This is a genomic window from Variovorax sp. 679 (genome assembly GCF_003952185.1).
Classification (GTDB): domain Bacteria; phylum Pseudomonadota; class Gammaproteobacteria; order Burkholderiales; family Burkholderiaceae_C; genus Variovorax.
In genome coordinates, this window is the sequence record NZ_RXFS01000014.1 from 72077 (window position 1) to 87963 (window position 15887).

The window sequence follows — 15887 nt, forward strand, 5'->3', positions numbered from 1 at the left end:
ATGGACTACGCGGCGCCGCTCTGGCTGCCCGGCGGCAACCTGCAGACCATCTGGGCCGCGCTCTATGCCCGGCGCTTCGACGGACCGGCCCCCGTGTACCGGCGTGAACGCTGGCCCACGCCGGACGGCGACTTCATCGACGTCGACTTCGTGGATGCACCCGTGCCCGGCCCGCGGCCTCTGCTGGTGCTGTTCCACGGGCTCGAAGGCTCGTCTCGCAGCCACTACGCCGAAGCCTTCGCCGCCTTTGCGGCATCTCGCGACATGGCCTTCGCAGTGCCGCATTTCCGCGGCTGCAGCGGCGAACTGAACCTGGCGCCGCGCGCCTACCACTCTGGCGACTTCGAGGAGATCGGCTGGATCCTCGCGCGCATGCGCGAGCAGCATTCAGGCAAGGGCGGAGGGCCGGTGCTGGCGGCGGGCGTGTCGCTCGGCGGCAATGCGCTGATGCGATGGGCTTCGGAAGCGGGCGAAACCGCTTCGAGCGTGGTGAGCGCCGTGGCCTCGGTCTGCGCGCCGCTCGACCTCGCGGCGGGTGGTGACGCCATCGGCCGGGGCTTCAACAAGCTGGTCTACACGCGCATGTTCCTCGCGACCATGAAGCCCAAGGCGCTGGCCAAGCTGGCGCAGTTCCCGGGCCTGTTCGACCGCGAGAGGCTGATGTCGTCGCGCAACCTCTACGAATTCGACGACGTCTTCACCGCCCCGCTGCATGGCTTTCGCGATACCGACGACTACTGGGCGCGGGGCTCGGCCAAGCCGCACCTGTCATCGATCCGCGTGCCCGCGCTGGTGGTGAACGCACGCAACGATCCGTTCATTCCGGCGCAGAGCCTGCCGAAGCCCGGCGAGGTGGGCGCGCATGTCACGCTGTGGCAGCCTGAGCACGGTGGGCATGTCGGCTTTCCGATGGGGCCGCCGCCAGGGCATGTGCGCGGCATGCCGGAGCGGGTCGGCGGTTGGCTGCAGCTGCACGGCGGCGCTTCCGCTGACGGTGGGGGCTTGTCGCCAGGACGAGAATGCCGTCATGGATGACATCGTCAAACAAGCGCTCGCCAAATGGCCCAACGTGCCGCACTGCTACGGCTGGCTCGGCCTCGACGCGCGCGGCAACTGGTACATGCGCGACGACCGCACGCAGGCCATGGGCCCGTTCCGTTCGGCCAAGGGCTCGATGCTGCGGCACGACAAGCTGATCGAATTCATCCACCGCAACTACGAGCACGACGACGAAGGCCAGTGGTTCTTCCAGAACGGGCCGCAGCGCGTGTATGTGGAGCTGGAGGCGTCGCCGCTGGTGTGGCGCATTGCCGAAGAAACGGGCGGTGGCTTCAGCGTCGCGGCCCATACGGGCAAGGCGGCCGAGGTGTCGGACTGCCTGCTCGACGAGGAAGGCCGGCTCTACCTGGCTTCGCCGCTCGGGCTCGGCCTGGTGCACACGCAGGACGTGGGCATCGCGGCCGAAGCCGTCGAGCGTGGCCTGTGGACACCGGAGGCGGTGCAGGCCAGCGAATTGCCCGCGCGCTTCGGCCACGTGCTGAGTCCTGCCGAACGCCACGTCGAAGCCGTTTCGCGTGGCTGAATGAAAAAAGCCGGCGCTGGGCCGGCTTTCTTTCGTGACTGATCAGGGAAAACGCTTACTTGGCTGGTGCGCTGGCTGCAGCTGCCGCACCCGAAGCGCCTTCGGCAGGCGCCGCAGCGGCCGCCGGACGATCCGGCACGGGGAATTTGCCGCCGGCTGCGTTGGCCATGTAGACCACCGCGCGGCCCACTTCGAGGTCTTCGAAGTCGCCGCCGCCCTGCGGAGGCATCGCGCCCTTGCCCTTCAGGGCATGTTCGAGCAGCGTTGCATAGCCTTGGCCGATGCGCGGGCCCCAGGCTGCAGCGTCGTTCAGGTGAGGAGCACCGGGAATGCCGGGAGCTCCGTGGCAGGCGACGCACTGGGCCTTGAAGACGGCCTCGCCGGCTGCGAGCGGGCGGTTGGCGTCGCGAATCTCGATGGAGCCGACCTTCTTGAGGCGCTCGGCCACGTCACGGTCGCGCGCTTCCTTGGTCACGCCGTAGAGCGCCATGTTGTCGCCCTCCGCGGTGCCGGCGGGCTTGTTGCCCGAGACCACGTAGGAGACAAGACCCACGATGATCAGGATCGGGACAACGAAGGAGAAAAATACCGCGAGCAGCAGTTGCTTCGGGTTCTTGATCGGCCCGGTATGGGCTTCTTCTGTGGCCTGGTAATGCGGGTCTGCGCTCATTCGCGTCCTCAATTATCGGGGGCTCGTCGGGGGGCTTTTCCTAACCAACCGGCGATTATAGGGAGTGCCCTTGCCGGCGGGGGCAAGGGAGCACCCTTATGGGACGCCTTGGCGTCTCGGCCCTGATCGAGCGCGAGACGCCCTGGAGTTTTTTCAGCCCTTCTCGCCGTTACCGTCGCGCGTGGCCCAGCCGCCACCCAGCGTCCGGTAGAGCGTGACCTGGTTCTGCAGTTGCAGCAGGCGCGAGTTCACCGCCGACTGCTGCGCCGTGAACAGCGAGCGCTGCGCATCGAGCAGGTCGAGCGCGCTGGCAATGCCGTTGCGATAGCGCAGGTCGGAGAGCTTGTAGCGCACCGCTTCCGCATCGGCCTGTGCACGCTGCGCGCGCACCTGCTCGCCTAGCGTGGCGCGGCCCGCGAGCGCGTCGGCCACTTCGCGGAACGCCGTCTGGATCGACTTCTCGTACTGCGCCACCGCGATCTCGCGCCCGGCCTTGGCCGAGTCGAGCGTGGCGATGTTGCGGCCGGCGTCGAAGATCGGCAGCGTCACCGTCGGCGCAAAGGACCAGGCCTTGGAGCCGCGGTCGAACAGGCCCGAGAACTCGCTGCTCGCGGTGCCGATCGAGCTCGTCAGCGACACGCGCGGGAAGAAGTTCGCGCGCGCCGCGCCGATGTTGGCGTTGGCTGCGATCAGGGTCTGCTCGGCCGAGCGGATGTCGGGCCGCTCCGCCAGCAGGTCGGAAGGCAGGCCGGCCGGCACGTCGGCCATCGGCTTGATGCCGTCCAGTCCCTTGGCGCCGCCTGCCGTCGCATCGGCCGGCACCGGCGCGCCCAGCAGCAGGGCGAGAGCGTTCTCGTCCTGTGCGCGGGTGCGCTGCTGCTGCGCGTAGGCCGCGCGTGCCGCTTCGAGCTGTCCGTTCGCGGCCTGGTAGTCGAGCTCCGACGACACGCCGTTGTCGAAGCGCAGCTTCGTGAGGCGCACCGACTCCTCGCGCGTCACCATGGTCTGGCGCGTGATCTCGAGCAGCTCGTCGTCGGCCAGCAGCGTGAGCCAGCCGTTGGCCACTGAAGCGATCAGGCTGATCTGCACCGCCTTGCGGGTCTCGTCCGTGGCGAGGTATTGCGCCAGAGCCTGGTCCTTCAGCGCGCGGATGCGGCCGAAGAAATCGATCTCCCACGAGGTGAAGCCGAAGTTGACGGCGTACTGCGACGACACGCTGCCCTGGCTCGGGTCGATCGCCTGGTAGGCGTTGGGGCTCGAACGCGAGCCGGTGCCCGTCAGGCCCAGCGCCGGGAACAGGCTCGAGCGCTCGATCTGGAACTGCGCGCGCGCCTGCTCGATGTTGAGCACCGACACCCGCAGGTCGCGGTTGTTCGCGAGCGAGGTCCGGATCAGGCCCGCGAGCCGCGGGTCGGTGAAGAAGTCCTGCCACGGCAGGTTGGCCGCGGCCTGGCCGGACGGCTGCGCCGGGTCGCCGGGGTAGGTGGTCGGCACTGGCGCGGCGGGGCGCTCGTAGGTCGGGATCAGCGAGCAGCCGGCCAGCAGCATCGCGGCGGCCAGGGCTGTTGGAATGAATTTCGTCATTGTCATAGTGACTCCATGGCCGCTCGCGCTGCAAGCACAGCACGGCCTGTTCGGAAAACACCGCGGAACCGGCTCTGCCGGGCCGCAGGTGTTGCCCCCTGCAAGGGGGTGGGCGCAGCGACACGCAGTGCGCGAAGCCTGGGGGTGTGCCCGGGTTTGATCATGGTTGGGGTTGCTCCGGGGCAATGCCGGCGGCTTCGGCGTGCCGCTTGTCGGCCTCATGCTGGCGCGCGCTGCCCTTGAACAGCTTGCGCACCACCACGAAGAACACCGGCACGAAGATCACGGCGAGGGCGGTGCCCGTCACCATGCCGCCGAGCACGCCGGTGCCGATGGCGCGCTGGCTCGCAGAGCCAGCGCCCGAGGCGATGAACAGCGGCACGACGCCGAGGCCGAAGGCCAGCGAGGTCATGATGATCGGACGGAACCGCAGGTGGGCGGCTTCCAGCGCCGATTCGATGATCCCCTTGCCCTGTGCCTGCAGATCCTTCGCGAACTCGATGATCAGAATCGCGTTCTTCGCCGAGAGGCCGATGATGGTGATCAGCCCCACCTGGAAGTACACGTCGTTCGAATAGGAGCGCAGCATCGTCGCCACCAGCACACCCAGCACGCCCAGCGGCACCACCAGGATCACCGACAGCGGGATCGACCAGCTCTCGTACAGCGCGGCCAGGCAGAGGAACACCGCCAGGATCGCGAAGGCGTACAGCACGATGGCCTGCGAACCCGCGAGCTTTTCTTCGCGCGACTGGCCGGTCCATTCGAAGCCGAAGCCTTGCGGCAGCTGCTTGGCGAGCTTTTCCATCTCGGCCATCGCGGCGCCCGTGCTGTAGCCGGGTGCCGCGTCGCCGCTGATACGGATCGCCGGGTAGCCGTTGTAGCGCACCGTCTGCGTGGCGCCCGTGACCCACTTGGTGGTCGCGAAGGCCGACAGAGGCACCGGCTGGCCCTGCGTGTTGCTGGCGTTCAGCTTGAGCAGGTCGTCGGGCTGCATCCGCGCCGGAGCGTCGGCCTGCACCACCACGCGCTGCAGGCGGCCGCGGTTCGGGAAGTCGTTGATGTAGCTCGAACCCAGGCCGGTCGACAGCGTCGCGTTGATCGCGTCGAAGCTCACGCCCAGCGCGTTCGCCTTGTCGCGGTCGATGTCGATCTGCAGCTGCGGCGCGTCTTCCAGGCCGTCCGGACGGACCTGCGCCAGCACCTTGCTCTGCGAGGCCATGCCCAGCAGCTGGTTGCGTGCGCTGATCAGCGCATCGTGGCCTGCGCCCGAGCGGTCCTGCAGGCGGAAGCTGAAGCCGCTGGCATTGCCCAGTTCGGGAATGGGCGGCGGGCTCAGCGGGTAGATGAAGGCGTCGCGGATGCCCGACAGCGCACCGAAGGCACGGCCGGCCAGCGCGCTGGCCGAGTGGGCCGGGTCCTTGCGCTCTTCCCAGTCCTTCAGCGTCACGAAGGCGAGGCCTGCGTTCTGGCCCTGGCCGGAGAAGCTGAAGCCCATCACGCCCACCATGCTCTCCACTTCGGGTTGCTTCAGGATGAAGCCCTCGACCTGTTGCATGACGGACAGCGCGCGCTCCTGCGTCGCGCCAGGCGGCAGCTGCACGTTCACGATGATGTTGCCCTGGTCTTCCTGCGGCAGGAACGAGCTCGGCAGCCGGGTGTAGGTGAACACCACCGCGCCGATGATCGCGACGTAGATCACCAGGTAGCGCGCGGCGCGGCGCAGGATGCGCGCGACCACGCCTTCATAGCCCTTGGCCGTGCGTGCGAAGCCACGGTTGAACCAGCCGAAGAAGCCGGTCTTCTCGTGGTGGTGGCCCGCCTCGACGGGCTTGAGCAGCGTGGCGCACAGCGCCGGCGTGAGCGACAGCGCCATGAAGGCCGAGAAGGCGATCGAGGCCACCATCACCGCCGAGAACTGGCGGTAGATGTTGCCGGTGGAGCCCGCGAAGAAGGCCAGCGGCACGAACACCGAGATCAGCACCACCGTCACGCCGATGATGGCGCCGGAGATCTGACGCATCGCCTTGCGGGTGGCTTCGAGCGGCGACAGCCCCTCCTCGCTCATGATGCGCTCGACGTTCTCCACCACCACGATGGCGTCGTCCACCACGATACCGATCACCAGCACCATGCCGAACATGGTCAGCACGTTGATCGAGAAGCCCAACGCCAGCAGCGAGGCGAAGGTGCCCAGCAGCGCGATCGGCACCACGATGGTCGGGATGATCGTGTAGCGCCAGTTCTGCAGGAACAGGAACATCACGATGAACACCAGCGCCACGGCTTCCAGCAGCGTCTTGACCACTTCGGTGATCGAGATCTGCACGAAGCGCGAGCTGTCGTACGGAATGGCCCACTTCACGCCCTGCGGGAAGTAGCGCTCGAGCTCGGTCATCTTGGCGCGGATCGCCTTGGCCGACTGCAGCGCGTTGCCGTTGGGTGTGGGCTGCACGCCGACACCGACCGCGGGCACGCCGTTCAGGCGCGCCGAGGTGGCGTACGACTGGCCGCCGAGTTCGACGCGCGCCACGTCCTTCAGCCGCACGGTCGAGCCGTCGGTGTTGGCGCGCAGCACGATGTTCTTGAACTGCTCGACGTTGACGAGCTGGCCATTCACCGTCACCGTGGCCGCGATGGCCTGGCCCGGGATGTTGGGCAGGTCGCCCAGCGTGCCCGAGGACACTTGCGCGTTCTGCGCGCGGATGGCGTTGTTGACGTCGGTCGCCGACAGGTTGAAGCCCTGCAGCTTGGCCGGATCGATCCACACGCGCATCGCGTTCTCGGAGCCGAAGAGCTGTGCCTGGCCCACGCCGACCACGCGCTGCAGTTCGGGCACCACGTTGCGCGCGGCGTAGTCGCCGAGCGCAACCGGGTCGAAGTTCGGGTTGTCGGAAGACAGCATCACGAACATCAGGAAGTTGTTGCGCGACTTGTCCACGCGCACGCCCTGCTGCGTCACGGCGGCCGGCAGGCGCGGCGTCGCGCGCGACAGCCGGTTCTGCACGTCAACCTGCGCGAGGTCGTCGTTGGTGCCGGGCTCGAAGCTGATCGTGATGGAGCCGGTGCCGTCGGCCTGGGCCACCGATTCCATGTAGATCAGGCCCGGCGAGCCGTTCATTTCACGCTCGATGACGGACAGCACGCTGTCCTCGAGCGTCTGGGCCGAGGCGCCGGGGTAGGCGACGTTGATGACGATGGCGGGCGGCGCCACCGGCGGGTACTGCGAGATCGGCAGCTGGGTGATTGACACGCCGCCCACCACCAGGATGAACAGTGCGATCACCCAGGCGAAGATCGGTCGGTCGATGAAAAACTTGGCCATTTGAGGGGGCGCTCCTGATTACTTCTTGTCGGCCGGGGTCTTCTCGGCCGTGGCGGGCGCCGTCGATGCGGCTCCCGCGGCGGCCGGCTTGGCCGCTTCGCCGTTCGGGTTCGGCCTGGTCCACGGAACCGCCTTCACCGGCGTGCCGGGCGGCATCATCTGCAGCTTCTGGAAGCCGTCGACCATCACCTGCTCGCCGGCCTTCAGGCCGTCGAGTACCACCCACTGGTTGTCCTTGGCGGCGCTGATCTTCACTTCGCGCTTGCTGATCTTGCCGTCCTTGTCGACCACCGAGACGGTGTCACCCTGCTGGGTGCGCGTGACGGCCTGCTGCGGCAGAGTGATCGCGTTGGTGGCCTGCGCCTGCTCGAGCTTCACCCGCACGTACAGGCCGGGCAGCAGCTCGCCCTTGGGGTTGGGCACTTCGGCGCGCAGCGTGACCTGGCCGGTGGTGGAGTCGACCGTGAGGTCGGAGAACAGCAGCTTGCCTTCGAGCGGGTAGTCGGTGCCGTCTTCCAGCACCACGCGGATGGTCGCCGCTTCCTCGCCGCTCGCGCGCTTGTACTGGCCGGCAGCCACGGCGCGGCGCAGCTTCATGGCGTCGGAGGCCGACTGCGTGAAGTTCACGTACAGCGGGTTGATCTGCTGCACCACGGCCAGCTCGGTGGCGTCGCCCTGGCCCACCAGCGCGCCTTCGGTGACGAGGGCGCGGCCGATGCGGCCCGCGATGGGCGAGGTCACGTCGGCATAGCTCTGGTTGATCTTCGCGGTCTGCAGGGCTGCGCGGCCCGAGACCACGTCGGCTTCGGCCTGCTTGGCGGAGGCCACGGCGGTCGCGTATTCCTGCTTGCTGACCGCATTGGCCTCGACCAGCGGCTTGTAGCGCTCGGCCAGGGCCTTGGCCTGCACTGCATTGGCTTCGGCGCGGGCCAGCGTGGCCTGCGCGTTCTGGGTGGCGGCCACCAGCGGTGCCGGATCGATGCGGAACAGCAGCTGGCCGGCCTTCACGTCGCTGCCTTCGCGGAATTCGCGCTTCAGCAGGATACCCGAGGCGCGGGCGCGAACCTGGGCGACGCGGGAGGCTTCGAGGCGGCCGGGCAGTTCGGTGACGAGGCCGACGTCGGTCGGCGCGGCCACGACCACGCCGACTTCGGGCGCTGGGTGACCACCGCCACCGCCCCCACCGCCCGGACCTCCGGGCGCGTCGCTCTTGCCACAGCCGGCGAGGACCAGCAGGACAACGGCGGCCACGGTCGCGAGGCGCGGCGAAAAGGACGATTGGCGCGAAACATGCAGGAGAGGCATGCGATTCCTTTGATGCGAAGACGGGAGATGGCGGGCTCGCGGTGCGAACCGGAAACCTGTACAGCCAGGTCGGCCATCGGGGAAGCCGGCTAGTTTACATACATTCATGGATGTATAGTGACAGCCACGCAATGGCCCCACGATACATAGAGGGCGTTGTCTTTACAAATCAGGAGACTTGGTGGCACGTCGTACGAAGGAAGAAGCATTGGCCACGCGGCATCGGTTGCTCGATGCCGCGGAGCTGCTGTTTCAGGCACAGGGTGTTTCGCAGACCACGCTGCAGCAGATCGCGCAGCAGGCCGGCGCAACGCGCGGCGCCATCTATTGGCACTTCAAGGACAAGGCCGATCTCTTCAACGCGATGATGGAGCGCGTCATCCTGCCCCTGGAGGCCACGCCGAGGGCGGCGGCGACCGCTCCCGGCGTCGACGACCCGCTGGCGGAGATCGAGGAGGGCATGGTCCATGCGCTCACACTCATGACCACCGACCTGCAGGTGCGCCGCGTGTTCGACATCGCAACCCACAAGGTCGAATACACGCACGACATGGCTTCCGTGCAGCAGCGCCATCTCGACGCCCGCAACGCCTGCGTGGCCGATTTCGAAAAGGCCCTTCGCATGGCCGCACGCCGCGGCCGCCTCAAACTGCCGGTGCCGGGCCATGTGGCGGCGCAGGGGCTCCACGCGCTGATCAGCGGGCTCATCCAGAACTGGCTGCTCGACCCCGAGGCCTTCGACCTGGTGCCCACGGGCAGGCGCACTTTCAGGGTCTACCTTGCGGGGCTCGGGTTCACCCGGCAGCCGCCGGGCGCGACCGTTGCGGACGAGGCCGAAACCGTCGTCGCCTGATAGGCGATAATGCGTGGCTCCGGTGAATGCCGGACCCAGATTCCTCGCTGTATTTCAACGGATAGAATTCGGCCCTCCGAAGGCTGAGATCCAGGTTCGATTCCTGGCGGCGGGACCAGCTACCAAGCCGGACACTTTTCAAAGGTGTCCGGCTTTTTTGTTTTTCAGCGCAGCAAACTGCGCAAGCCGCCAGCTTGCGAGCGTCCACCAGGTATCAGACAACTCTGGGGACAGTTTCGGCACAAGTCGGGTCTTATCCACAGCGGGAACAGCTTCTGCGATGTTGTTCCATTTCCGGTGCAGTCCCGAAGCAGGCGCACACACAACGGTATGCGATTCGCAAGTCCTTGTCGCGCAAGGAAAAAACGGTGCTGTCCACAGCGCGGGTTTACCCTTATCTACTACTACTATCTTTAAATAACAAAAGTAAATAAATAAGAAGTGCAAGTCGGCAGGGAGCTGTGCGGCCGGCTGCATGCGCATTCGTTCACGAATCGGCACGGCATCTCGCCGTTGTCTGATGGAAGACCCAGGGCCCTCGGATACTCCGACGAAACATGCCGCCGATCAGAGCGGCGACGATTTCAGGGAGGATCCATGTCCATCTTCGATGGCACGTGCCGGCATATGCGCCCGGCGTGCGTTCTTGCGTCTTCGGCGGTGCGATGACACGTCGCGTCACCATTCGAACGCCTGCGGGGGAGGCGCTGCAATTCCACCGCTTGACGGGCCGCGAAGCGCTGAGCCAGCTCTATGACTTCGAGGTCGACCTGCTGGGCAGCAGCAACAGCGTCGACCCGAAGATGCTGCTTGGCAGGCCCGCCAGCGTGGCGGTGCAGACGGAGAGCGGGGGCACGCGCCATCTGGGCGGTGTCGTCGCATCCTTCGGCCTGACCGGGGAAGATGCCCGCCATTCCTTCTATCGCTTGAAGCTGCGCCCGTGGCTGTGGCTCGCGACGCGCCGAAGCGACTTCCGCATCTTCCAGAACAAGACGGTTCCGGAAATCCTCGCCGACGTGCTCGGCGGCTACGGCTACCCCATCGAGAAAAGACTCGGCCGCGAGTACCGCGTCCGGGACTACTGCGTGCAGTACCACGAGAGCGACTTCTCGTACATCTCGCGCCTGTGCGAACTGGAAGGCATCTGCTACTACTTCAGGCATGAAGCGGAACGGCATATGCTGGTGTTCGCGGACGACATCGCGACTTCGCACGATCCGCTGCCGGGAGGAGACGTCGTGCGCTTCCATCCCCTGGAGAAGGCGGGCATGACCGGAGGGGGCACGAGCCCGAACGAGCGCATCTACGAATGGACGTCCGGCGAGGAAATCCGGTCGGGTCTTCACTTCACCAACGACTACGACCCGCTCAAGCCGAGAGCGGATCTTTCCTGCCAGCGGCAGATGCGCCCAGGCCATGCGCACGACGACTTCGAACTCTACGAATGGCCCGGCGGCTACAGGCAATACGACGACGGCGAGACCTGCACGCGCATCCGGACCGAGGAGCAGCTGACCGGACGCTGCACTGCGAGCGGGCGTTCCAACAGACGTGAACTCGCACCGGGCTACACCTTCCGGCTTGCGAGCCATCCGAGGGACGACCAGAACCAGCAATACCTCGTGACAGCCGTCGACTACGAGCTGCAGGAAAACCTCCGGGCCAGCGAAGGCGCCGATGCGGGCGAAGGCTCCATCCAGCGCTTCGGCTTCGAGGCGCAGCCAGTCAACCATGCATGGCGGCCCCCGCGCATCACGCCGAAGCCTCGCACGCGCGGTCCGCAGACCGCCATCGTGGTCGGTCCGAAGAATGAAGAGATATGGGTCGATCAGTACGGCCGCGTCAAGGTCCAGTTCCACTGGGATCGCCTCGGCCAACACGACGAGAGCTCCAGTTGCTGGGTGCGCGTGTCAATGGCCTGGGCCGGCGATGCGTTCGGCGCGGTCGCGTTGCCACGGGTCGGCCATGAGGTGGTCGTCGACTTTCTGAGCGGCGACCCGGACTGCCCGATCGTCACCGGCCGCGTGTTCAACGCCGAGAACATGCCTGCGTGGCATCTGCCCGACCAGAAGAATCTCTCGGGCATCCGCAGCCGCGAGTTGGGCGCGAGCGACGGCGCGGGCCGCCCGAGCGGGGCAAGGGGTAATCACCTGGCGCTGGATGACCATCATGGAAAGCTCCAGGCGCAACTCAAGAGCGATCACCTCTGCAGCAGCCTGAGCCTCGGTCATGTCGGCCGCATCGACGACACCTCGGGCCGCAAGGATGACCGAGGCGAGGGCGCTGAATTGCGTACCGATGGCCACGCCGCTGTGCGTGCCGCATTGGGGCTGCTGCTCACCACCGAGGCACGGCCCGGCGCACAGGCGCATATCACCGACCTCGGAGAAACCATCGCTCGCCTGACGGCCGCGCGCGATCTGCATGAGCGCCAGAGCCAGACCGCGCAGGAGGCCAGGGCTCATGAAGGGGGTGACCAGGACGCGGTCACCAAGGCGCTCAAGGAGCAGAACGACGCGATCAAGGGCGGTGGTTCGGGGCGGAGCACGTTTCCGGAGCTCAGCGAGCCTCACCTGGTGCTCGCCAGCGCGGCCGGCATCCAGAGCACCGCAGCGGGCGCCACCCACATTGCCTGCATCACGCACAACGCACTGAGCAGTGGTGGCCACACCAGCATCAGCGCGGGCAAGAGCTTCCTGGTGAGCGTCAGAGAGGCCGCGCGCGTGTTCGCCTACAAGGCCATCCGCCTGACTGCCGCGACCGCGGGCATCGACATCGTCGCGCTGCAGAACAGCATCAACCTGCTGGCCAAGCTGGATATCAAGCTGGAGGCGGAGAGGATCAGCATCACCGCGAAAGAGGAGATCGTGATCAACGGAGGCGGCAGCTTCAGCAAGTGGACCGCCTCCGGCATCGTGCATGGAACCAGGGGCCTCTGGCGCGAACACGCCGCTACCCACAGCTATGCGGGGCCGATGGACGTGGACAAGCGCCTTCGCATGCAGGGCGTGAGCCATGACGACAAATACAGCGTTCGCTTTGCACCTCTTGGCAGCGACGAAGTCTTCAAGCACGTGGAGATGGCGGGACAGCCCTACCGGATCCTCGGCGAGAAACAGGAAATCAAGGCGGAGGGAGTGATTCCCGACGACGGGCGGCTCCCCAGGATCAGCTTCGAGACGCCCGACGAGGCGGTGCTGATCGTGGGCGAAGAGGCTTGGGACTGGGCGCCTGTCCCGACGATCCACGCGCTGCAGGGCAGTCCGGACAGCGACGAAGGCGACGAGGACGATGAACCGCCCGATGCCGAAAATTCGAGATATGTCCCGCCGGGTGGCACCTCGGCCTTCAGTCGCTTCCTCACCGAGTCGGCGGTCGAAGCTCATCTGAGCAGCCTGGCCTGAGCGCGAGAGACCAAGCATGCCCAAGCTGATATCCGCTACCTACCACCCCAATATCGAAGTCGCCGAGTTCATCTGCGAAGACGGCCGGCACCTGCTGCGCTCGGGCGGAACGCTGCCATGGCGCATCAACAACCCCGGCGACCTGACAGCCCGGATGGTCGACGGGGTGCCCGCGCCCAGAAAGGCAAAGGGCTACGTCGGATTCGCCACGACCAGATCGGGCAGGACCTTCCTGATCTTCCCCGATGAAGATGCGGGGCGAGAGGAACTGAAGGCGAACCTGAAGCGACTGCACGGCGACAGGACGATCCCGGAAGCCATTCCCATCTACGCCCCGAAGAAGGAAAACGACACGGAAAAATATGCGCGCGATCTGCTCAAAACGAGCGGCATTCCAGCCAGCAGAAAGATTGGCGAGTGCAGCGATGCCGAACTTGAAAAAATAGTGAACAGCATTGCGGAGATCGAGGGGTATCACGCCAACGCCGAGACCCGAAAGGAAACCTGGGTTGCCGTGAGCAGGATCAATGCGACGGATGGCAGTCAGCCGTTGCCCGGCGCCGAGATCATTCTGCAAAGAGGAGGCAAGGAGGAAACGGTCAAGTCCGATGCCACGGGGCGATTTCCTCCAGTGATTCATCCTGCCGACAAATCGGCCGTGCACGTCAAGGTGGCGGAGCCGAGGAGCAAGAAGGCCGTGGTGGTCGGAACCATTCAGGGCGACGTCGGGAAGGATTTCAATCTGCTGGCGAAATTCAGGAGATGGAAGGGCGTTGCCGGATCGGAGAAGGTCAACAGCTCGACGGCGGGGCAGAGGAAGCCCATGAGCTACGTGGTGCAGCCTGGGGACAGTCTCTGGAAGATCGCGAAGCTGTATCGCTCCAGCGTGGAAGCCATCAAGGAGGCCAATGAATTGGAGAGTGACAGCATCTATCCCGGTGAGGTGCTGTTGATCACCGGGAGCGGCAAGGCAAAGCCGGACGGCAGGTCATCGAGTCCTCCGCCCTTGGCCGCCAAGCCCCCACCTGTGAGTGCACCGCCGAGTCTGGGGCCTCCTCCGAGGCGCGCAAGTGTTTCTGCTCCCGCACCACCGCCTGTTTCATCTGGAATCAGGTCATCGGATTCGGAGCGATCGAAAGAGGGAACAGGGAAGGTTCTTGCCCTCATCAACCCGATGTCGGGGCGGGCGCCTTGGATGCCTATTGCCATTGCCGAAGCAAAGCTCAGGCGCGGGGAGACTGAGTTCACGCTGCAGGACAAGATCAACTATCACGTCGAAGTTGACGACAGCATCAAATCCATGATCGGGAGGAGTAACGCCTGGTGCGCGGCCTTTGTGAATTGGTGTCTGATGCAAGCAAACTACCCCATCGAGAACATGAACTATCCGGGGCGCAAAGTGGCGAAAGCACGAGCGCATGGATTCTACGAAGTAGATGGACCAAAAGAGAAGTCGGAAAAGGTGACGAAAAAGATCAGAAATCCATTATTTGTTGAGCTGGAAAGGCCGATTTATGGAGCCATTGCCATGGTTACGTCTTCGGCGGGTTCAGGGCAGCATGTTGGATTTGTATACGCAAAGAGCGGATCCAATGGATTGGTTTTACTTGGAGGGAATCAGGGGAGTCAGATCAACTTCTCATATGTCAATGTTGTGCCTGTCGCTCCATATGTGACGAAAAACAAAAAAGGTGAAATCATCAGACATAAGGGGAGCTCGACCTACCTGAAATATTTTGTTCCGATTGCTTATTATGAGCAAGCCAGGAGAGATCTTCTGAATCCCGGAATAGAGGAGCGGAGCGCGTCAGAGATTAATAAAGGGATGGGAATTGAGGCTGATAAATCTAGTGCGGCAAATGCAACTCCAAATTTCAGGTGATATGGCTTTGGTTTTTCGATTGCGATCATTCGCATTTAAGTTGTTGCGGCAAGGAGCGCTTCTCTTTGTTGTTCTATTTCCGATTTTTTCTTTTGCTGGATATGCTGGTGGGCCGTATGTGGTGTGGGTGAATCTTGATCGCTCTTCTGATGGGAAAGAGGTCGATCGAATTATTGTTGATTTTCTTGCAAATAAGTCGGTCGAGTGCGATGGGCAATGGAAAATGGGAGATTCACTTTTGTATATGAAAAGGCGCCCACCATCGATCGATGATGGGCTGGTTCGGGATGTTTTCTTGGGGAAAAAGAAAACAAAAATGAAACAATTGGATGCTGCATTGAGAAGCTACAGGGACGCAGAATTTCCGCACCACGATGGCCTTGATGGAATCATTGTCTACTCGCGCCAGCCCGAGATGAAAATAATGAGCTTTACAGTCAGGACGCGGAGAGTTGAATCTGTGGCTGTTGCTTCACAGGGAAATATTCCAATGAAAGAGGATGTGGAGGAGGCGTTTTGTGCTCTTTTGCCCCCCATCACCAGGGCGTCATAAAAATAAATCATCCAATTGCCGCAGTCTTGATCAGGCATGCTTCCTGTTTGCTTTTTCTTTGATTACTCCTGCTTCATAGAGTTGGAGGTAGCAAGTAATTGCCGTGTGAATTGCGTGTGCGAATGCGTCGATGCTCGAGTCAGTATTCTTGGATGGCAAAGGGTGTGCGATTGCCCTGGGGAAATGAGATGATGAATCTTCTTCAGAGGCGTGTTGCAGGCATGGCTGCTCTTGCAATTTGCATTCTGCTTCCGATTGACTCTTTTGCTGGGTCGCGGAGCGATCATTTTGTTGCATGGGGTAGCCTCGGGGGTGGCATGGAAAGTCAAGAGATTGCAGGAAAAATTAAAGAGTTTGCGAATAGCGATCGCATCGACTCTGCTTGCGATATTCAATGGAAAAACAATGACTCGATGTTGTACTTCAACAATCGCCTCTTGAAAATTCCAGATGATTTGCTCAGAAAGGTTTTCATCGAACGCGATAGTGAATCTTTCTCTGCACTGAGCCATGTGTTGCGCTCCTTCAGGCATCTGGAGACAAATGCCCGTGACGGATTGGATGGGATCATTTTTTATGACGGAGAAAGATCCTTCCGCATGATGAGCTTCACGGTTGGTACGAGAAGGGTCAAAACCTACCCGCAAGTGTTGAAGGCGCCCGCAAGAGCGAAAGAGATTGAGCGTGCCTTCTGCTCACTTCTTCCTCCAATCACTCGAGCTCCTTAAG

General features: G+C 63.9%; 12 protein-coding genes and 1 tRNA gene. 8 read left to right on the forward strand and 5 right to left on the reverse strand.

Annotated elements, in window-relative coordinates:
* Positions 1-1035 carry an alpha/beta fold hydrolase gene (locus EJO71_RS29510; protein WP_125952293.1) on the forward strand — a complete coding sequence of 345 codons (1035 nt, stop codon included), beginning with the start codon at positions 1-3 and terminating at the stop codon, positions 1033-1035.
* The gene (locus EJO71_RS29515) at positions 1028-1582 is read left to right on the forward strand and encodes a DUF2946 family protein (protein WP_125952226.1); all 555 of its coding nucleotides are present in this window, start codon (positions 1028-1030) and stop codon (positions 1580-1582) included. The genes EJO71_RS29510 and EJO71_RS29515 overlap by 8 nt, the downstream gene beginning before the upstream one ends.
* Positions 1583-1637: 55 nt before the next feature.
* Here EJO71_RS29515 and EJO71_RS29520 read toward each other — a convergent pair whose 3' ends face one another.
* From EJO71_RS29520 to EJO71_RS29535, 4 genes are all read right to left on the reverse strand, one after another.
* The gene (locus tag EJO71_RS29520) at positions 1638-2252 is read right to left on the reverse strand and encodes a c-type cytochrome (protein ID WP_125952225.1); all 615 of its coding nucleotides are present in this window, start codon (positions 2250-2252) and stop codon (positions 1638-1640) included.
* Between the two features lie 153 nt (positions 2253-2405).
* Positions 2406-3836 (reverse strand): efflux transporter outer membrane subunit, encoded by a 1431-nt coding sequence (locus EJO71_RS29525; RefSeq protein WP_125952224.1) that lies wholly within the window; start codon positions 3834-3836, stop codon positions 2406-2408.
* 160 nt (positions 3837-3996) lie between these two features.
* Positions 3997-7161, reverse strand: a complete 3165-nt coding sequence (locus EJO71_RS29530) for an efflux RND transporter permease subunit (protein WP_125952223.1) — start codon at positions 7159-7161, stop codon at positions 3997-3999.
* 18 nt (positions 7162-7179) lie between these two features.
* Complete coding sequence (locus tag EJO71_RS29535) at positions 7180-8466, reverse strand: efflux RND transporter periplasmic adaptor subunit (RefSeq protein WP_125952222.1); 1287 nt, start codon at positions 8464-8466, stop codon at positions 7180-7182.
* Between the two features lie 178 nt (positions 8467-8644).
* Between EJO71_RS29535 and EJO71_RS29540 the strand changes: the two genes are divergently transcribed.
* Positions 8645-9319 (forward strand): TetR family transcriptional regulator, encoded by a 675-nt coding sequence (locus EJO71_RS29540; RefSeq protein ID WP_125952221.1) that lies wholly within the window; start codon positions 8645-8647, stop codon positions 9317-9319.
* A gap of 43 nt (positions 9320-9362) precedes the next feature.
* Positions 9363-9437: transfer RNA gene (locus tag EJO71_RS29545), tRNA-Arg, on the forward strand.
* A 20-nt stretch (positions 9438-9457) separates the two neighbouring features.
* Here the strand turns inward: EJO71_RS29545 and EJO71_RS29550 are convergent.
* Positions 9458-9796: a hypothetical protein gene (locus EJO71_RS29550; RefSeq protein WP_171022560.1), complete on the reverse strand. Its 339-nt coding sequence runs from the start codon at positions 9794-9796 to the stop codon at positions 9458-9460.
* A 188-nt stretch (positions 9797-9984) separates the two neighbouring features.
* On the opposite strand from EJO71_RS29550, the gene tssI reads away from it, so the two are divergent.
* The 4 genes from tssI to EJO71_RS29570 all read left to right on the forward strand — a co-directional run bounded on the left by tssI (position 9985) and on the right by EJO71_RS29570 (position 15886).
* The gene (gene tssI, locus EJO71_RS29555) at positions 9985-12723 is read left to right on the forward strand and encodes a type VI secretion system Vgr family protein (RefSeq protein ID WP_125952219.1); all 2739 of its coding nucleotides are present in this window, start codon (positions 9985-9987) and stop codon (positions 12721-12723) included.
* Positions 12724-12739: 16 nt separating this feature from the next.
* A complete protein-coding gene (locus tag EJO71_RS29560) occupies positions 12740-14605 on the forward strand; it encodes a LysM peptidoglycan-binding domain-containing protein (RefSeq protein WP_125952218.1) in 1866 nt (621 codons plus the stop codon).
* Positions 14583-15158 (forward strand): hypothetical protein, encoded by a 576-nt coding sequence (locus tag EJO71_RS29565; protein ID WP_125952217.1) that lies wholly within the window; start codon positions 14583-14585, stop codon positions 15156-15158. The genes EJO71_RS29560 and EJO71_RS29565 overlap by 23 nt, the downstream gene beginning before the upstream one ends.
* Positions 15159-15379: 221 nt before the next feature.
* Positions 15380-15886, forward strand: coding sequence for a hypothetical protein (locus EJO71_RS29570; RefSeq protein WP_125952216.1), 507 nt, complete (start codon positions 15380-15382; stop codon positions 15884-15886).
* The last annotated feature ends 1 nt before the right edge of the window (position 15887 follow it).

Excerpts from the sequence above, each read along its gene's own strand:
- EJO71_RS29510 (WP_125952293.1), top strand. The coding sequence starts at position 1 with ATGGACTACGCGGCGCCGCTCTGGCTGCCCGGCGGCAACCTGCAGACC.
- EJO71_RS29515 (WP_125952226.1), top strand. The coding sequence starts at position 1,028 with ATGGATGACATCGTCAAACAAGCGCTCGCCAAATGGCCCAACGTGCCG.
- EJO71_RS29520 (WP_125952225.1), bottom strand. The coding sequence starts at position 2,252 with ATGAGCGCAGACCCGCATTACCAGGCCACAGAAGAAGCCCATACCGGG.
- EJO71_RS29525 (WP_125952224.1), bottom strand. The coding sequence starts at position 3,836 with ATGACGAAATTCATTCCAACAGCCCTGGCCGCCGCGATGCTGCTGGCC.
- EJO71_RS29530 (WP_125952223.1), bottom strand. The coding sequence starts at position 7,161 with ATGGCCAAGTTTTTCATCGACCGACCGATCTTCGCCTGGGTGATCGCA.
- EJO71_RS29535 (WP_125952222.1), bottom strand. The coding sequence starts at position 8,466 with ATGCCTCTCCTGCATGTTTCGCGCCAATCGTCCTTTTCGCCGCGCCTC.
- EJO71_RS29550 (WP_171022560.1), bottom strand. The coding sequence starts at position 9,796 with ATGCAGCCGGCCGCACAGCTCCCTGCCGACTTGCACTTCTTATTTATT.
- tssI (WP_125952219.1), top strand. The coding sequence starts at position 9,985 with ATGACACGTCGCGTCACCATTCGAACGCCTGCGGGGGAGGCGCTGCAA.
- EJO71_RS29560 (WP_125952218.1), top strand. The coding sequence starts at position 12,740 with ATGCCCAAGCTGATATCCGCTACCTACCACCCCAATATCGAAGTCGCC.
- EJO71_RS29565 (WP_125952217.1), top strand. The coding sequence starts at position 14,583 with ATGCAACTCCAAATTTCAGGTGATATGGCTTTGGTTTTTCGATTGCGA.
- EJO71_RS29570 (WP_125952216.1), top strand. The coding sequence starts at position 15,380 with ATGGCTGCTCTTGCAATTTGCATTCTGCTTCCGATTGACTCTTTTGCT.